Source organism: Bacteroides sp. OM08-11, assembly GCF_003438665.1.
GTDB lineage: Bacteria > Bacteroidota > Bacteroidia > Bacteroidales > Bacteroidaceae > Bacteroides > Bacteroides cutis.
In genome coordinates, this window is sequence record NZ_QSTJ01000004.1 from 1 (window position 1) to 18,918 (window position 18,918).

14 protein-coding genes and 2 pseudogenes are annotated in these 18,918 nt (G+C 46.4%); 10 read left to right on the forward strand and 6 right to left on the reverse strand.

All coding sequences use genetic code 11. From position 1 onward, the window contains the following. From DXC10_RS08425 to DXC10_RS08450, 6 genes and pseudogenes are all read left to right on the forward strand, one after another. On the forward strand, positions 1-2,083 hold a 2,083-nt coding region (locus DXC10_RS08425), incomplete at its 5' end, for an ATP-binding protein (RefSeq protein ID WP_233514943.1). Further along, entirely contained in the window at positions 2,076-3,398 is a 1,323-nt protein-coding gene (locus DXC10_RS08430; RefSeq protein WP_004291471.1) for a sigma-54 dependent transcriptional regulator, read from the forward strand. The genes DXC10_RS08425 and DXC10_RS08430, both read left to right, overlap by 8 nt. Positions 3,399-3,677: 279 nt before the next feature. Continuing rightward, positions 3,678-4,100: a dihydrofolate reductase family protein gene (locus tag DXC10_RS08435; RefSeq protein ID WP_004291474.1), complete on the forward strand. Its 423-nt coding sequence runs from the start codon at positions 3,678-3,680 to the stop codon at positions 4,098-4,100. Between the two features lie 238 nt (positions 4,101-4,338). After that, positions 4,339-4,944 (forward strand): RteC domain-containing protein, encoded by a 606-nt coding sequence (locus DXC10_RS08440; RefSeq protein WP_004304269.1) that lies wholly within the window; start codon positions 4,339-4,341, stop codon positions 4,942-4,944. A gap of 301 nt (positions 4,945-5,245) precedes the next feature. Then, positions 5,246-6,376 (forward strand): ATP-binding protein, encoded by a 1,131-nt coding sequence (locus DXC10_RS08445; RefSeq protein WP_004291480.1) that lies wholly within the window; start codon positions 5,246-5,248, stop codon positions 6,374-6,376. A 16-nt stretch (positions 6,377-6,392) separates the two neighbouring features. Further along, positions 6,393-9,647, forward strand: a pseudogene (locus DXC10_RS08450) (P-loop NTPase fold protein). 131 nt (positions 9,648-9,778) lie between these two features. Here the strand turns inward: DXC10_RS08450 and DXC10_RS08455 are convergent. The 6 genes and pseudogenes from DXC10_RS08455 to DXC10_RS16515 all read right to left on the reverse strand — a co-directional run bounded on the left by DXC10_RS08455 (position 9,779) and on the right by DXC10_RS16515 (position 16,445). Then, complete coding sequence (locus DXC10_RS08455) at positions 9,779-10,993, reverse strand: TraM recognition domain-containing protein (protein ID WP_080693086.1); 1,215 nt, start codon at positions 10,991-10,993, stop codon at positions 9,779-9,781. Positions 10,994-10,997: 4 nt separating this feature from the next. Then, on the reverse strand, positions 10,998-12,650 hold the full coding sequence (ltrA, locus tag DXC10_RS08460; protein WP_117578997.1) for a group II intron reverse transcriptase/maturase: 1,653 nt from the start codon (positions 12,648-12,650) through the stop codon (positions 10,998-11,000). Between the two features lie 640 nt (positions 12,651-13,290). Beyond that, a pseudogene (locus DXC10_RS08465) lies at positions 13,291-14,214 on the reverse strand (YWFCY domain-containing protein); the annotation flags it as partial. A 30-nt stretch (positions 14,215-14,244) separates the two neighbouring features. Then, a complete protein-coding gene (gene mobB / locus DXC10_RS08470; RefSeq protein WP_004291483.1) occupies positions 14,245-15,492 on the reverse strand; it encodes a conjugal transfer protein MobB in 1,248 nt (415 codons plus the stop codon). After that, positions 15,471-15,899 carry a conjugal transfer protein MobA gene (gene mobA, locus DXC10_RS08475; RefSeq protein WP_004291488.1) on the reverse strand — a complete coding sequence of 143 codons (429 nt, stop codon included), beginning with the start codon at positions 15,897-15,899 and terminating at the stop codon, positions 15,471-15,473. The genes mobB and mobA overlap by 22 nt, the downstream gene beginning before the upstream one ends. 381 nt (positions 15,900-16,280) lie before the next feature. Further along, positions 16,281-16,445: a hypothetical protein gene (locus DXC10_RS16515; RefSeq protein WP_196029218.1), complete on the reverse strand. Its 165-nt coding sequence runs from the start codon at positions 16,443-16,445 to the stop codon at positions 16,281-16,283. Here DXC10_RS16515 and DXC10_RS08490 point away from each other — a divergent pair. The 4 genes from DXC10_RS08490 to DXC10_RS08505 are packed head-to-tail and all read left to right on the forward strand — an operon-like array spanning position 16,444 to position 18,914. Next, positions 16,444-17,370 (forward strand): ParA family protein, encoded by a 927-nt coding sequence (locus DXC10_RS08490; protein WP_005783105.1) that lies wholly within the window; start codon positions 16,444-16,446, stop codon positions 17,368-17,370. The two genes, DXC10_RS16515 and DXC10_RS08490, sit on opposite strands and share 2 nt — an antisense overlap. A gap of 2 nt (positions 17,371-17,372) precedes the next feature. Beyond that, positions 17,373-17,813, forward strand: coding sequence for a DUF3408 domain-containing protein (locus DXC10_RS08495; protein WP_004291503.1), 441 nt, complete (start codon positions 17,373-17,375; stop codon positions 17,811-17,813). Between the two features lie 2 nt (positions 17,814-17,815). After that, entirely contained in the window at positions 17,816-18,169 is a 354-nt protein-coding gene (locus DXC10_RS08500; RefSeq protein WP_004291505.1) for a DUF3408 domain-containing protein, read from the forward strand. Between the two features lie 16 nt (positions 18,170-18,185). Continuing rightward, positions 18,186-18,914 (forward strand): hypothetical protein, encoded by a 729-nt coding sequence (locus DXC10_RS08505; RefSeq protein WP_004304280.1) that lies wholly within the window; start codon positions 18,186-18,188, stop codon positions 18,912-18,914. Positions 18,915-18,918: the final 4 nt, after the last annotated feature.

Genomic DNA, 18,918 nt, shown 5'->3' on the forward strand with positions numbered 1-18,918 from the left:
GCATTACCATGCACGGCGTATGGCAATGGACAGTATGCTCTGCCGTTTCAAGGCCACCTATCCAGCAGAGCGCATCGATAGTGTGCGCAGTCTTTTAGAGGATAAGGAACGACAGATGTTCCAGATAGTCCGGTTAATGGATGAACAACAATCTATTAACAAGAAGATAGCCAATCAAATTCCGGTTATTGTACAGAAAAGTGTGCAGGAACAGTCCAAAAAGCCAAAACGAAAAGGTTTCTTAGGCATATTCGGCAAAAAAAAGGAAGTAACTCCAGCAGTATCAACCACTATCCTTCATTCGGTCAATAGAAACGTAATCAGCGAACAGAAAGTGCAGGATCGCCAATTGTCGGAACAAGCCGACAGCCTTGCAGCTCGTAATGCAGAACTTAACAGACAACTGCAAGAATTGATTTGCCAAATAGAAGAAAAGGTACAAACCGAACTGCAAAGCCGGGAAAACGAAATAGTTGCCATGCGTGAAAAGTCATTTATGCAAGTAGGCGGTTTAATGGGATTCGTTCTTCTATTGTTGTTAATTTCCTACATCATCATACATCGTGATGCAAAAAGCATTAAACAATACAAGCACAAGACAACTGATTTGATAAGGCAACTGGAACAATCCGTACAACGGAACGAGGCACTGATAACGTCAAGGAAGAAGGCGGTACATACTATCACCCATGAACTGCGCACACCGCTGACAGCAATAACAGGCTATGCCGGACTGATACGGAAAGAACAGTGTGAGGATAAGTCCGGGCAGTATATCCAAAACATACTGCAATCCTCCGACCGTATGCGGGATATGCTTAACACTTTGCTTGACTTCTTCCGCCTGGACAACGGCAAGGAACAGCCCCGTCTGTCACCCTGCCGGATTTCAGCAATCACGCACACACTTGAAACGGAGTTCATGCCTGTTGCCGTGAACAAAGGGCTGTCCTTGTCCGTGAAGACTGGACACGATGCCATTGTATTGACCGACAAAGAGCGAATAATACAAATCGGGAATAACCTGCTGTCAAACGCTGTCAAGTTCACAGAAGAAGGCGGTGTTTCTTTGATTACTGAATATGATAATGGAGTTCTGACACTGGTCGTTGAAGATACAGGTACAGGCATGACAGAAGAGGAACAGAAACAAGCGTTCGGTGCGTTTGAACGTCTATCAAATGCCGCCGCAAAGGAGGGTTTCGGGCTTGGGCTTGCCATAATGCGTAATATTGTGTCGATGCTTGGCGGAACAATCCGTTTAGACAGCAAGAAAGGGAAAGGCAGTCGTTTCACAGTTGAAATTTCTATGCAGGAAGCTGAAGAACAGCTTGGATATACAAGCAATACACCTGTTTATCATAACAATAAATTCCATGATGTTGTCGCCATTGACAATGATGAGGTATTACTTCTGATGCTGAAAGAGATGTATTCCCAAGAAGGAATACACTGCGACACTTGCACCGATGCTGCGGCACTGATGGAAATGATACGCCAGAAAGAATACAGCCTGTTGCTGACAGACTTGAATATGCCCGATATAAACGGTTTCGAATTGCTGGAACTGTTGCGTTCGTCCAACGTGGGCAATTCACCAACAATCCCGGTGGTTGTGGCAACCGCTTCGGGCAGTTGTAACAAAGGGGAACTATTGGCAAAAGGCTTTGCCGGATGCCTGTTCAAACCGTTCTCCATATCGGAACTGATGGAGGTTTCCGACAGGTGTGCCATAAAAGCGACACCGGACGGGAAACCGGACTTTTCCGCCTTATTGTCCTATGGCAATGAAGCCGTCATGCTGGAAAAGTTGATAACTGAAACAGAAAAGGAAATGCAGGCGGTACGGGATGCAGCAAAAGAAAAAGACCTGCAAAAGCTGGATTCCCTGATCCACCACCTGCGCAGTTCGTGGGAGGTGCTCCGTGCCGACCAACCGCTGAATGTACTTTACGGATTGCTTCGTGGCGATGCTCTCCCGGATGGTGAAGCGTTAAGCCATGCCGTGACTGCCGTGCTGGATAAGGGAGTGGAAATAATACGGTTGGCAGAAGAGGAAAGGAGAAAATACGAAGATGAATAAGACAAAAATAATTGTGGTGGAAGACAACATCGTGTATTGCGAATATGTCTGCAATATGCTGTCACGGGAGGGCTACCGCAATATGAAGGCTTACCACCTCTCAACCGCGAAGAAACATCTGCAACAGGCAACAGATAATGATATCGTGGTTGCCGACCTGCGTCTGCCTGACGGCAGTGGCATAGACCTTTTGTGCTGGATGCGAAAGGAGGGAAAGATGCAGCCCTTCATCATTATGACCGACTACGCCGAAGTTAATACCGCCGTGGAAAGCATGAAACTCGGCTCGATAGACTATATTCCCAAACAGCTTGTGGAGGATAAACTTGTCCCCCTGATCCGTTCCATACTGAAAGAACGTCAGGCAGGACAACGCCGTATGCCTATATTCGCCCGTGAAGGTTCCGCCTTTCAGAAAATCATGCACCGCATAAGGCTGGTAGCCGCCACCGATATGAGCGTGATGATATTTGGTGAGAACGGCACGGGCAAGGAGCATATTGCCCACCTGTTGCATGACAAGAGCAAACGTGCAGGCAAGCCATTTGTGGCGGTGGACTGCGGTTCACTCTCCAAAGAGCTTGCACCGTCGGCTTTCTTCGGACACGTCAAAGGTGCATTTACAGGTGCGGACAATGCCAAGAAAGGATATTTCCATGAGGCGGAAGGCGGCACGTTGTTTCTGGACGAGGTAGGAAACCTCGCGTTGGAAACCCAACAGATGTTGCTCCGTGCCATACAGGAGAGGCGGTATCGCCCGGTCGGAGACAAGGCAGACCGGAATTTCAATGTCCGCATCATCGCTGCTACCAATGAAGATTTGGAGGTATCGGTGAATGAAAAGCGTTTTCGGCAGGATCTTCTGTACCGCCTGCACGACTTCGGGATAACCGTTCCTCCGTTGCGTGACTGTCAAGAAGACATTATGCCGCTGGCAGAGTTCTTCCGTGATATGGCAAACAGAGAGCTGGAGTGTAGCGTGAGCGGGTTCAGTTCCGAAGCACGTAAAGCGTTGCTGACACACGCATGGCCGGGCAACGTGCGGGAACTTCGGCAGAAAGTTATGGGTGCTGTATTGCAGGCGCAGGAAGGTGTTGTCATGAAAGAGCATCTGGAACTTGCCGTGACGAAACCGACCTCTACTGTCAGCTTCGCCTTGCGCAATGACGCGGAGGATAAGGAGCGGATATTGCGTGCGTTGAAACAGGCAAACGGCAACCGGAGTGTCGCCGCAGAACTGCTCGGCATAGGCAGGACAACACTATACAGCAAACTTGAAGAGTATGGACTTAAATATAAATTCAAGCAATCATAGCCCGTAATTCACTGAATTTGGCTATCTTTGCATAACATTTGAGAAAAACGGCGATTGGCAGGAGCTTTTCGCCGCCAACATATAGGATAAGACCGCAAGGCGTTTCAAGCGAAAATCTGGTAAATTGGAACTACGGAGACGATTGCGTGATGCTTATGCTATGCTTACGCATAGCGTGCATTCACGTACTCTCCGTAAAGGCTTTACCAGAGCCATCGCTTGAAGGTAGTGTGAATTGCACGCTACTTTTTTACCCTTGCCTAACGAAAGGAAACGATTATGGGTAAAGTTCAGATTCTCGCCGTACTGACGATGGACGGATGTCTTTCTTCAGAGTTATATGATAAAGCACATCAGGATTTGTGCCTTGACCGTTGCGGTCTTGATGAAATCAGGAAGAAAGCCTTTTACCGTGTGACACCGGACTATTCCATTTCAATGCTGCACGAATGGAGAAAAGACTGCACAAACATCCGTTACCTCGCGGAAGCCACACCGGACACGGCAGACTATATAAACGGACTGCTGCGGATGCACGCTGTGGATGAAATCATACTATACACCGTTCCTTTCATATCCGGAAGCGGACGACATTTTTTTAAGTCGGCTCTGCCAGAGCAACACTGGACGCTTTCCTCTTTGAAAAGCTATCCCAACGGTGTATGTCGCATTATCTATATCCTTGATAAAAAAGCAAGATAGCCAAAATGTGCGGCAAGCATACATTTCTATTTTCAGGAATAGAATAAATGTTCCGATTACAAACAATTTAAGTCGGAGATAATTTGTCCTTGTGAAAAAATACTGAATTTTATACCTCTGAAATCCAGCACTTTGTAAAATTGAGTGTTGGATTTTTTATTTTCTGCCGCGTTTTTTGCCAATTATATTCATGTGCGCACGCAGAAAACAAAGTGTAATTTTCAAAATTGACAGAACCATGAATTATTTCTTGCTGGCGGAAACCGACTTTTTCCGCCTGATAAACGAAGCCGGCGACTGCAATATGGAAACGGCATACACGGCTTTCGCCACCCAAGTGATCGAACTGTGCAACGGCGGCATGGACATGAACCTTACCGTCATCGCGCTTGCCTACATCGAAATCGAGTTGCAGCACCATCCCGTACGTAATCTGTCAGAAGAAAAAAGAGAGATTGCCGCCTACGTCAGCAAGGCTCTGTCTTTCGTAAGAAAGATGCAGAAATTCCTTGCCACGCCCCAAGTGCCACCACTAATATCCGCCAACAACGCAACAGAAACCACCGCCAGCCTTCTTCAATGGACGGGCAATGCCATCGACCTCGTGGAACTTATCTACGGCATAGACGTGATGGGCTGCATCAACAACGGCAATATGCCGCTCAAACAGCTCGCCCCACTTCTCTATAAGATATTCGGGGTTGATTCTAAAGACTGCTACCGCTTCTACACTGATATCAAACGCCGGAAGAACGAAAGCCGCACCTATTTCATTGACAGGATGCAGGAAAAACTGAACGAGAGAATGTTGCGTGATGAGGAGTTGGAGCGGATGAGAAAATAAAAAAATATCCATTACATATGAGAAGACAGGAATACTCGTATCCTGTCTTTTTATTTTCATTTAATTATATATTAATTAGCACAATATATGTGAGTTTTTCATTCCTATAAGGACAAATTTCAGAAACGTATGTCTGGTAAATTATTGAGTCATCATAGTATGAACATATATCATTACTAAAAACAATGAAACAACTTCCATAAGATTGTGGTTGTAAAAATCGCCATTTAATAGCCCGTTTTTTTTGTAAAATTCGCCAATTAAAAAAATATGATTATCTTTGCATTATATTTTATAAGGTATGGAAACAGTAAATAGAATACTTCAAGAGAAGATTACAGCACGAATCGCGCCCAATAAAGCAGTACTGATTTTTGGTGCTCGCCGTGTTGGTAAAACGGTAATGATGCGTAAAATTGTGGACAACTATTCAGGTAGGACGATGATGCTCAACGGCGAAGACTACGACACATTAGCACTATTGGAGAATCGCTCAATAGCCAATTATCGGCATTTATTGGATGGTATTGATTTGCTGGCTATTGATGAGGCACAGAACATACCACAAATCGGTAGTATTCTGAAGTTGATAGTTGATGAAATACCGGGAATAAGTGTCTTGGCAAGTGGTTCTTCGTCATTCGATTTGCTGAATAAGACTGGTGAACCGTTGGTCGGCCGCAGTACGCAATTTCTCCTTACACCATTCTCGCAACGGGAAATCGCACAGACGGAAACGGCACTTGAAACCCGCCAGAACCTCGAAGCGCGCTTGATTTACGGTTCCTATCCCGAAGTAGTAATGATGGAGAACTATGAACGTAAAACAGACTACCTACGTGATATTGTCGGTGCATACCTGCTTAAAGATATCTTAGCAATTGACGGCTTAAAAAATTCGAGCAAGATGCGCGATCTACTGCGATTGATAGCTTTTCAGTTGGGCAGCGAAGTTTCTTACGAAGAGTTAGGTAAACAACTCGGCATGAGCAAGACGACCGTTGAAAAATACCTCGACCTATTGGAAAAGGTCTTCGTTATCTATCGTCTGGGGGCTTATTCGCGTAACCTACGCAAGGAGGTTACAAAAGCTGGCAAGTGGTACTTCTACGACAACGGCATTCGCAATGCCATTATCGGGGCTTTCTCACCGCTGGCCATTCGGCAGGATGTCGGTGCGCTGTGGGAGAACTACATCATCGGAGAGCGGCGCAAAGCGAACTTCAATGAGGGACTGCACAGGGAGTTCTATTTCTGGCGCACCTACGACAAACAGGAAATCGACCTGATTGAGGAGAGTGCCGACAGTCTTACCGCCTTGGAGTTCAAGTGGGGAAATAAAATGCCGGCCGCACCGAAAGCCTTCCAAGAAGCCTATCCCTATGCCGAGTTTCATGTGGTAAATCGGGAGAATTATTTGGAGTTCGTATAATCAATAAATTACGTATATGGAAACAAAACTACAATCCAAACAGCAATATCCGCGGTTTATCCAAAATAAACCGTGTGGTATTGACAAATTCGATGGAGGTTCGCAAGAAAGGTTGGCAAAAACTATTGCTCGCCATTTTTGTCAGAATGATTCATTGGATGAGGAATGTACTTTACCTCGAATTATCGGCATCGAAGGTATTTGGGGATCTGGAAAATCCAACGTGGTTAAAATGTTGGAACGTGAATTATCAGACGACTATTACTTTTTTGAGTATGACGCATGGGGACATCAAGAGGACTTGCAACGCCGCTCTATATTGGAATTGCTTACAAGCAAACTTATTGATGATGGTATCCTATCTGGAAATGCAACAATAAAAGTCAAAGGTGGAGGTACGAAAACCGTATCATGGTCTGAAAAGCTGAAATATTTATTAGCCCGTAAAACGGAGACCGTAACCGAAAAATATCCCCTTATCAGTAATGGTATGGTTGCGGCATTTTTGGTTGCAGTTTTAACTCCGATATTTACATTTATTGCGTATGCAGTAAAACCTACACCCACAACATGGTGGTTTTCTTTATTGTCTATTATCATAGCTGCACTGCCAGTTCTTATTGCATTGTGCGTTTGGAAATGGGCATATAGCAAAGATCATAAATATGGATGGAGTTATATGTTAGCTATTTATCAAGATAAAGTCGAAAAGGACGTTTGCTATGAGACTTTGAGCGAAGACGAACCAACGGTTTACGAGTTCAAAACATGGATGCAAGACATTTCTGATTTTATCAAGGAAAAAGGACAACGTAAATTAGTCCTTGTTTTTGACAACATGGATCGTCTCCCCGCTGAAAAAGTAAAAGAATTATGATCTTCTATCCATACGTTCTTCGCCGATAGCGGTTTTGAAAATGTTTGGGCTGTTATTCCTTTCGATGAAACACATTTAGCTTGTGCATTCGGAGATGAGACCGACGAACAAACGAAACAACTGACCAAGTATTTTATCAATAAAACTTTCCCTATTGTTTATCGTGTTGCTCCTCCTGTTATTACCGACTATCGAAGTATATTCAACAAACTGTTTGTTGAAGCATTTGGAGAAACAGAAAATGAAGCGAAAGAAACTATAAATCGGATATTCAGATTGGTAAATCCTAATGCCAATGTTAGGGAAATTATATCATATATCAATGAGATGGTCGCTCTTAAACAAGAGTGGTGTAACGAAATTTTGATGATAAACATAGCATTGTTCTGTTTGAAGAAGACGGATATTCTGGCAAATCCAGTAGAACAAATATTGTCCGGCGACTATCTGAATGGCATTCAAACAATAATTAACAATGATCTGCAAACACAACGCGAAATTGCAGCTTTGGTATATGGTGTCGATGTTGAAGATGCTCGACAAATTCCATTGAAAAAATATATTGAAGGCTGCATCAACGGAGAAGAAGACCACGACATAAATCAATATGCAGAGACTAATAAACAATTTGACACTGTATTAGAAGAAGTTATACAATGTATGGACAATGCGCTTATCGATAAGATTATACATTGTTTGCATAAATTAACTCGAAAGAGCGATGTTATTCTGCGTGTATGGCAAAGAATAGCACAATTGAAATTAAAAGAATCCATAGAGAAGCAGGTGTTCCCTGTCGAATACCAAGAACTGCTGTTGCATTTAGACACGGAAAGCCAAAACCATGTGATTGCTCAATTATATAAGAAGATAGTTCGGTTCAATGACTTCAATGGCGGCGACTATTTCAAAACGTTAGATGCAATAGACAGGTTTATTGCGCAAAATAAGTTGGCGTGCGATTTTACGTCATTGATTGAAGCAAAAACAGTCAAGCCAAATACATTTATCGATTATATTCAAGCTGCAAATGCAACAGATGCTGCCTATCGGGATAACGCGACAACTAAAGCATATAAATATTATCAAGTAGCAACAAATTCGGAGGCGCTCGATAATTATTTGGCAAACTTACTACCCGATAATTTCGACCATGCAGATATTGTAAAAACGTTAAAAGATAATTCTACCTATACGTTTCCAACGCTTTTGCAAGCGATCACGAATTGCATTGATGAACAGAATGTAAATAAAGATAATATAGGGGCTATATTTACAACCTATCGTTTATTGGCATCTGACGAAGAAAGACCTTTACCTGTAACGTTAGATTCAACCTACATAAATCAGTTGCATTCTGAATTAGAAACTGATGGCCGAAACATTAAAGAGTCTGGATATTACGATTTAGTCGCCATGCAATTGGCACATGGTCATTCCGTTTCCTTAATAGAGGGTGGAGATATAAAATATGTTGCAGAACTCATGGACTATTATGTGGATCATGGAGACTTATTAGTAAATAGTGTGGGATGGAATATACCGCTATTAAATGAAACACTACAATACATGGTAAATCATAAACTTGGCTATAAATTATTGCTCTCAGACATATTGCCCCAATTTGAAGATATTAAGAACAGAATAGGTGTAACGGATGAGGTATTTATCGAGCATTTAGCAGAGTGGAATACCGATTTGGATAAGTATATCACTAAGAACAATATTAAAGATGTAATTCCTGACGCATCTTTTTACGATTTGACCACTAAAATAAGCAATGTCCTGACCGATCATATCAATAAAATAGCGTTCGAAGCGTTGTCTGAAATAAGTGTTGATACATTATACGCCCAAAGAACAGCACATACATCATATTATTGGTTTGTCGCAATAAAACATTTACTGGCTAAAATCAAATCCTTGCCAGATAACTTGACTGAATTTGGCAAAAAGATTCTGATGGATATTGCTTCTGGAACTCAAAGTTTGAATCCTTTCCCTAATTGTTTCAAGAATATAGTTGAAAGATTGGATAAACGAAAAATTAAATCGACAGTTACCGATATAAGAAATGATTTCTGCATCGGTAAAAAGACTATCAATGCAATAAAGTTTCAATTTTTCGAAACATGGCTTAGATCGCATGGTAATTTGAAAAGTCAAGCTGGAGACGTTATTGATAAAATAGTGAAACCTGTAATTTCCGATGGGGCATGCCGTTCATTGATTCTGCAAAACAAAGATTTTTATATGGATTTAATAAATACAGCAGGGGATGATGCTTATGAATTGAAAAAGAGTCTCCGAAACCTCATACAAAAAGATTCAGATCCGCAATTGGTTAAATTTGTCAATTCGATAGATTCAGTACCTGAGGTTGAAACCGCGTAAGTATTTGTCTAACAAGTCCGAATTTTACGATTTTACCCGTCAGAACTGAAGTGCCCCCCAAAAAAATTGTATCCAACTTTTGGGGGTCACTTCAAACTTCGATAGGGATAATTTTCAATTTTGGGGACTTGTTAGACAGTCTCATTATCTGGTAGCAGTTTACACAGCACCGGATCGTTTTTGATACGCTCCAGTTCCTCCTGCACAATCTGCTTCACCTCTTCCTTGATGCGCCGGTAGTTCGCCTGCACCGTTTCCTTCATGCGGTCGTTGCCGTCCTCGTCCGTGAAGTTTGTAATGACGGGAATTTTCTTGTAGGCACTTTCTTCCCGTTTCACCTTTTCGGCATCCACCACAATCTCGCAATGAAAAATCTTCTGCTCGATACGCTCGTTGAAGTTGTCGGATACAGAACCGACAAACATTCCCTGCGTAAGCCCGGAAATCTTACTCGGTGGAATGAGCGCGTCCATCTGCGTGTTGATGGAGGTGGAAACATCCTGCCGGTTGATGGAGATGGACTGCCGTTTCTGCAACACCTTACCGAACCGCTCGGAGAGCGTCTTGGCTGTTTCCCCCACCACCTGACCGGAGAAAATATTGCCGACAGTGTTCATCACCACTTTCGCCTCTTTGTCCCCGTAGTCACGCACTAACTGGCTGAAATCCTGAAAGCCCAGACACACGGCAACCTTGTTGCTTCGGGCGGTAGCTATAAGATTGTCCAACCCTTTGAAGTATATTGTGGGCAACTCGTCGATGATGACCGATGACTTCAGCATCCCCTTCTTGTTGATGAGCTTCACGATACGGGAATTATACAGACCGAGTGCCGCACCGTAGATATTCTGACGGTCGGGATTGTTACCCACGCAGAGGATTTTCGGCTCTTCGGGATTGTTGATGTCCAGCGTAAACTCGCTGTCTGACATCACCCAGTAGAGCTGCGGTGAAATCATCCTCGAAAGCGGGATTTTTGCCGACGCTATCTGACCCATGAGCTGCTCCGCAGCCCCTCCAAGCCACGCATCCATGAACGGCGAAAGGTAGTTCTCCAGCTCCGGATAAGAGGTCAGTATCGGAAATATATCCTCGTAACGGCGGTTCAGAAACTCGATAGCATGGGGAAACGTGCAAAACTTCCCGTTCTGATAGATTTTGAGATACCAGATAATACTGGCAAACAGAATGATAGGTGACTCCACGAAGAAGTCGCCCTGCTTTTGCACATCGGGTAAGTCAAGGGCATTACTGCCCCCTTCTCCCCTAAGAACCGTACGTGAGAGTTTCCCCTCATACGGCTCAAGCAACTCAATATTTCTATTTGTTGTTAGAAATCGGCTCATACTTTCAACAGTTTCGTTTATTTCGCTTGTGGCAGTTGTTATGGACAAGTTGCCGTACAATTGAACCACCAACAGATATTTCATTGACGTTCCATGCTTTTGTACAATCTATCTCCTTGCCGCATAACGGACAAGTCCGCTTCTGCTTGTTCCATAAATATAAGAGTGACTTACGTCCTTTGAGAGATTCCAGCATTTGTTGCTCCTTTCGCTGAAAGAAATAATCATCATATTCCGGGTCGAAAGGGTTTGCCTCCCCCTTGACTTGCTTGTACGGAGTATAATGTATATCCGACAACCTTTTAAGGGTCAGGTAGTTCACTTTCTTGCTTTTTGTTTCATATTTCCATGCAAACGTCCATTTACGCCCCCGAATTTCATGCCAATACTTATCTGCAACCCAAGACTTGCGTTTCTTTGGGTGGCGACGTAAAGCCCATTTCTTTGTGAGGTTGTAAATGTGATTGTCGCAACCGTGAAAAGCATTGGTTGATGCACCATATCGGTAATAGTTTCCCCAACCTGTTATCACAGGATTGAGCATTCGTATCAGCGATTCCTGCTTACACATTTTATGTCCTTTAACGATGTCACTGATTTTTGCCCTAAAGCGTTTCTGTGCATCTTTGGACGGAGATGTGTACAGCCTTTTGCCGAACTTCCTTACATTGAAACCTAAGAAATCAAATCCATCGTATATGTTCGTAATGGTAGTTTTCTCTTCGGATAAGGTAAGACCCCTTTCTTTGAGAAATTCTATCACCATTGGTTTGACCTCGTTTTCCAATAATTCCTTATCTCGACCTGTGATTATAAAGTCGTCCGCATACCTGATAAGATTCACTTTGTAGTGGAATGTCTTATAGTTGATGAAACGTCTTTTGAATCTTTCAGCCAAGAGTGGTTGAAGTCCGTCAAGTGCCATATTTGCAAGTGTCGGTGATATGATACCTCCTTGTGGTGTACCCTCTTCTGTCGGGAACAGTTTACCATTGAATACAGCTCCACATTTCAGCCATTTTCTGAGTATTGTTTTATCCATAGGGATATTTTCAATAAGCCAGCCGTGACTGATGTGGTCGAAGCAACCCTTAATATCTCCCTCCAAAATCCATTCGGGGGAATGCTGGCGATTTAGAACCGTATCAATCTGACGAATTGCGTCCATTGTCCTGCGCTTCTTTCGGAAGCCGTAAGAAAAACGGTCGCCTGTCGTTTCGGCTATCGGTTCCAATGCCATGAGATATAATGCTTGCATCGCCCTGTCTTTCATGGTCGGTATTCCCAACGGTCGGAGTTTACCGTTCTTTTTCTTGATGTGAACCCTACGGAGCGGCTGTGGATGGTAGCCACGACGTCTAAGTTCACCGATTGCTTTGTACTTGCGCTTGGGAGAGTCCCAAAGCTGTTTATCTACTCCAGACGTATTCTTCCCTTTGTTGGAAGTAACCCTCTTTACTGCCAATGCCTTGGCGTAAAAAGAGTGGGTAAGCATCCACTGCAAGGTTTTCACCTTGTTATGTCTGCCTTCTTTCTGAGCCTTTACAATACGCGCTTGTAGCTTTCGGACATAGGTTTCACACTTAGACCAGTTCATACCGTCCCAAGTCAGATTCCTGCTGTCAGCAGGCGCACACGATGTTTTAATCTCGTTCATTTGCTTTCCTCCTTTTGAAAGTTCTAAAAGTTATCTTGTAAAGAGTTACCATATACGGAAGTCTGCCCACTTTCGTGTCGGATGATGTTACCCTCATTAACTCGTGATGTTGGTTCAATCCGTATCCTCCCCATTACAGGGCGGCATTCGCTTTCTCCGTTATCTCATACCTGCACCCCATTCGGCTTGCCTTGCGGTTCGCTTACTCGCATTATTACGAGAGAGATACAGGCTTGCCCTGTTCCACGCAATTGACAAACGGATAGTTTAGGTTCTGCCAAGTCCGCCGGCAGTGCTATGTCCGTGTAACCCCAACATGGGCGAGGGTTATCCGACTGCTTACCTTTTGGTGAGAGCTAAAGTCTCTTGCGCTCCTTCAAACCTTACGACGGCTAAAGTCAGTTCACATTACGTTAACCATGCTATCCAGCCTCGCCACTCGACGGTATGATACTAACCGCCCTTGACGTTCCCTCACGGTTCAGTCTTGTCCTTTCGGAAAGTGTACTTTGTCCTATAAGCTTAGCACAACCCATCACTGGAGATGCACCTTATAGTAGGCTACCGCTGACGGAACAGCGGGTTAAATCTTGCAATATACATTGCTGTTTAACAATTAATTACGTGACTTTTCAGGTCACACCCACGTTTTATTGAGGTTGAGCATTATTGTGTAGGCACTCTCATAGGCATCCGTAATATCTTCCATAAAATCCGGGTGAATGGGATTGCACCGATGAGAGCGTCGCGGGTCGTCGAAGTTGATCACATAGAACTTCGGCTTTACCTTGTAGCCGTCCGGGTGGTTCAGCAAATGGTTGTAGGCAATAGTAGATAGGTCGGGATACTTGAAATCGTAGATGTATTGACTAAAGCCCTTTTCAATCTGTTGCTTGATAAAATTGTTTACCACGGCATAGGACTTGCCGCTGCCCGGCGTACCCAACACGATGGACGCACGGAAGGGATTAACTACATTGATCCAACCGTTGTTCCAGCGTTTCCTGTAATAGAAACGTGTCGGCAGATTGACCGAATACTCGCTTTCGATAAGCCTCGTTTCCTGCATGAAACTCTCGTTCTCGTTGTTGAAAACATCCTCCATCAAATTGTGTTTCAACAGGCGGCTCATCCACAGACCACCCATCAACAGGCAGACATAGCCCGTTCCAATGGTAAGGACATACAGTCCCGTCACCGCTTCAAGCGGCAGCGGCAGGGGCAGCAACCACCAGTTCAGGAAAAACAGCACGAACCCGACGGCAAATGCTGTCCAGATTCTCCCCCAAGTGATTTTCTCACCCTTGACACCCTTCGTACCCAGACAGGACAAGGCAAGCAAAAGGACGGAAAACAGCTTCGTGTAGAGAATGGAATGGAACAGCCCCGCCGTGCGGTCGAAGTTCAGAAGGATTTTGTCCACCACGCCGATGTTCACGCCCCACAGCCGGATGGCTTCGTAGCAGAACCAGTACACGTTCATGACCACTAAAATGATACTCACGGCACGCAGAAAATCCATGATTTTCGCCAATGCCCTCAAATCGTCTTCTTGTTGTGACATACATTGATTTTTTAATTGTTGATACTCTGATTACATACCCAAGCCCTTGCGTTTTTTCTTCTTTTTGCGCTTCATCGCCCGGATGAAAGCCTCTTCCTCGGCATCTACCGCCGGACCTTCGGGAGTGAGCAAGCCCATACCGCCCGATATATCTTCACTGTCGTAGGCGGTCTGCCCGTGTGCCTTGTCCGCAGCATCCACAGGGATGGATAGCGGTATCGGCGGTTGTCCGGCGTATGGCAGGGTGAAGTGTTCCTGCAAGGCATTCGCCGAAAGCTCCTTACCCATGCGCGAACCGTTCAGCACGCATCCCGTGCGGTGGTCGATGAAGGTAGCCCCATAGATGCGCCCTTCCTCTGTGTAGCGCAGTACGGTGTCGATGCCCTTCTCTTTGAGTTGGGATACAAATTTGTCCTTGTCATAAGTGCCTTGCAGCACGGAAAGGACGGTGCGTTTCGTCATGTCTGCCAGTTTCCTATCCTTGATTTCCGATTTGGAACGGACAAACTTCTTCTGTACGGCTTCATAGCCTGCGGACTTCCCGAAAAGCGAGGATTTGAACGGGTTGCCCACCTTGTTACCCTTGTCGTCCGTGACGGAATAGACCAGCCCGTGATACTCCCGTCCGCGCACGTTGCCCCTCGCTTCCTCCACCGTCATATTATATAAGGAAAGGAGCGCACGGTATTCGCCCATCGTCTGGAAACGGTACTGCCCATTCAGAGCCTTCACGGTGTTGCCTACCTGCTTCTTCACATCACCTGCCGATGCGGCCACCTTGCGCAACGGATTATCCAATCTCTGATTTTTACGTTCTGCCGGATGCAATCCGTACTTCTGTTCCAGTTCCCTGCGGATACGGTCGCTGCGGCGGTAGAGAAAATCCCGGTTGAGCCTTTTCCCGTTCTCGTCCACGTTGACCGTCACGATGTGCAGGTGGTGGCGGTCGATGTCCTCGTGCTTGAATACAAGATAAGGCTGGTTTCCGAAACCGAGTTTTTCCAGATACTCGCGGGCGATATTCTGCAACTCAATATCGGTCAGCACATCCTCCGGGTGCGGGTTGAGAGAGATATGCACCACCGGCTTCTCGATCTTCATCTGCGGTGGCAGGAAGGTGAGAAAACCCTCCATCGCCTTGCCTATGTCCACCGTTCCCGAACCGTCATTGTAGATGCGGTTGGTGGTGAGAAGCCGCCCCTGCGCCTCGTTAATCTTCTCCCCGTTGTAGGCAATCGCGCCGTACAACGAACTTCCTACACTGATTTTTGCGACCATTTTGCCTCCATTTCCCTTGAAAGTTCCACAATCCGGCGGCTCAGTTTCACGAGTTCGACGGTGTGTTGCTCTAATTTGTAGAGCAACGCCATCGCCTTTTTCTCTGAAAAATGCAGCCTCAGTTCCTTCACGACTTGGTTGTAATTCGTACCCACGGCACGGAATTGTGCATGAAAATCCGACAGTTTGGTGTAATAGTCCACCAACGTCTTGTCCACCTTCAGCACCTTGAACGGTTGCCCGAAGAAGTGCGCTTTGAGGAAAACAGACCGTGCATAGACACCCGATTTTCCGAACATGGCGAGGAAACGGTTGTGTTCCTCCTCGTTGAAACGGACGGTGTACCGGTACACCGCCGGATCAAGTTTGGGATTTCTCCCTGATTTGCTTTTCCTTTTCTCTTTCATATTACTTTGGATTTAGCGGATTGACGGCATAAGCCGCCGCTTCGGATTACAGCACCGCAGTTCTGAAAGGCTTCCCGACTTCGGAGGGAAAGCCCGCCCCCTGCAAGGGCAAGTGCTTTTCGTGGCTGCTCAAAATATTTTGAGCGGCTGAAAAGACATCTTGCTATGTTCAGGTGAACATAAAAATCCGTCAGGGGACGGATTGGGAAAATACCTTTCAGGACTCCGGGCCGCGCGTCATCGGCGAACCCTGCTGTCCGGGTGCAAAGTTACGCCCTTAAAGCGGTATCGGACAGATGCTTGACCCGGTCAATGACTGCCAACCGGCGCAACGTGCCGCCACTTGCCGGAGAAGTGATACAGGTTCCAAAATATACTTGTTTATTTGCAGCATGATTCAAGAAACGAACGATTTGAAGATATGATAAACGGAACATTCAAATACCCGGAAATCCGCTTCTTCGGATACTTGCCGAAACGGATACCCGAACCGTCGGAAACCCGGTTCTCCGACAATTCGGTGACGTATGGATTCAATGACTTCATGACGCAATGTCGTCAATCACCATTTGTCCGACGCACCGCTTCACCACAGAACCGGATACGCGACGACCCGCCTGCGTGTGTAGTCACGGAAGCGGATGGTGCGACAGCCAAATCCGTATGGAAACAGAAAAACAAATCATCAACAATTAAAATAAATGGAACTATGAGTAAGGAAATCTTCGTTGCATTCGCAACACAGAAAGGTGGCATCGGCAAATCCACTGTCACGGCACTTGCCGCCAGCTACCTGCACAACGTGAAAGGCTACAATGTCGCCGTCGTGGACTGCGACGACCCGCAGCACAGCATCCACGGGCTGCGCGAACACGAAATGGGGCTTATCGACAGCAGCACCTACTTCAAGGCTCTCGCTTGCGACCATTTCCGCCGGATCAAAAAGAACGCCTACACCATCGTCAAAAGCAATGCGGTGAACGCCCTCGACGATGCCGAGAGGATGATTGCCACTGAGGACGTGAAACCCGACGTGGTGTTCTTCGACATGCCCGGCACACTCCGAAGCAACGGCGTGATAAAGACGCTCTCGCAGATGGACTACATTTTCACTCCGCTGAGTGCCGACCGCTTTGTCGTGGAGAGTACCCTGAAATTCGTCACGATGTTCCGCGACAGGCTGATGACTACCGGACAGGCGAAAACAAAGGGGCTGCATCTGTTCTGGACGATGGTGGACGGCAGGGAGAGGAACGACTTGTACGGCATCTACGAGGAAGTGATAGCCGAAATGGGCTTTCCGGTACTTTCCACCCGCTTGCCCGACAGCAAGAAGTTCCGCCGTGACCTTTCGGAAGAGCGCAAGAGCGTTTTCCGCTCCACCATCTTCCCGATGGACACGGCACTGCTGAAAGGGAGTGGCATCCGGGAGTTTTCCGAAGAGATAAGCGACATCATCAGACCGCAGTGAGCATGGGCAGCAGGAAAGTGAACACGGAAGGCATCGACGAGGAACTGCTGTTAGCCTCCATCGGGCGGCGCACACAGGACGGGACACTGCGCCCCGCACAGGAAGTACCCGCAGCTGCACCGACCGAAGAGGACACCGCCGCACCGGAACCATCTCCTGTGCAACCCGTAACACGGGAAAAAGCGCAGAGGGAAAGTGGACGCCGGAAAAGGCAGGACGAGGACTACAACGAGCTATTCCTGCGCCGCAACGAGATAAAGACCCGCCAATGTGTCTATATCAGCCGTGACGTCCACGGCAAGATCCTCAGAATCGTGAACGACATCGCCGGAGGGGAAATCTCAGTAGGCGGATATGTGGATACCGTGCTGCGCCAGCATCTGGAACAGCACAAGGAGAGAATCAACGAACTGTACAAGAAACAACGTGAAGATCTGATTTGAAAATGGAAAAAGAAATGACACCGAATGAAAAAAGACCACAGCAAGACTGCGGAGGTATGTTTACCCAAGTGCAGGCGAGTGTGGAAATACTGTCGCCTGTCCCGGTAAGCGGCAAATGCAGTGAGAAGGACTATGAACGCCTGTTCATCCGCGACCCGGAAGTAAAGGCACGTGAGGGGAAGATGGCGTATGTGCGCCCGGAGTACCACGAGCGTATCATGCGTATCACCCGTGTAATCGGGCATGACCGGCTTACGCTGTCCGCTTACATCGACCATGTGCTGACGCACCACTTCAACCAGTGCGAAGATGCGATAAAGAGCCTTTATGCCCGAAATTACAATTCAGTATTCTAACCAAAAACGGAAGGATATGAATTACACAATCAGCATGACAGACATTCTGCTGGCGGTATCGGTCGGCTGCAACCTCTGGTTCCTGTTCCTGCTCCTTTACGAGCGCATCATGGACACGCGGATTGTCCGCTTCTTCAAGGGCATTGTCGGATTATGGCGGTCACTGGACGGGAATGAGGCTAAACGCATAGCGGCACACGAGGAAGTCCCTGCGGAAAAGGCGGACATCATCGGCAAGAGCCGTTTCAGGATGGCATCCACCCGGACAACCGCTGCCATACCGACGCAAGAAGCCGCCACTATTGAAAAAGGCATTGAGCTGTCGGAGGAAGAGGCTACTTTTGACGACGGAAAAACGGGAAACGCATCCCGCCCGGCACAAGTCCCGGAGGAAAAACTCGATGAGACCTTCACGAGCATACCGCCGGAGGAACTGGGATACGGGGACGACGAACCGGAAGAGGACGCCTCGGACACGCCACGGGCTTCGGGCAGCAGCTTTGACGAGATTGACGACGCCTGCAAGACCGCCAAAAACCCGGACGCGACACAGGCGGAACGTGAAAAGGCGGCTAAGGTGTTCACCGACATGGAGGGCACGGAGTTGTACGAGAAAATGATGGAAGGCTCTTCGGAGATAGGCATCCGCATCAAGGGGCTTATCGAGATTCGGCTGAAGAAATCTGAAAAGGAGTTCGTCGTGCCGGACAACATCGAGGAGTTCGACATTCGCAACTATGTATGACAAC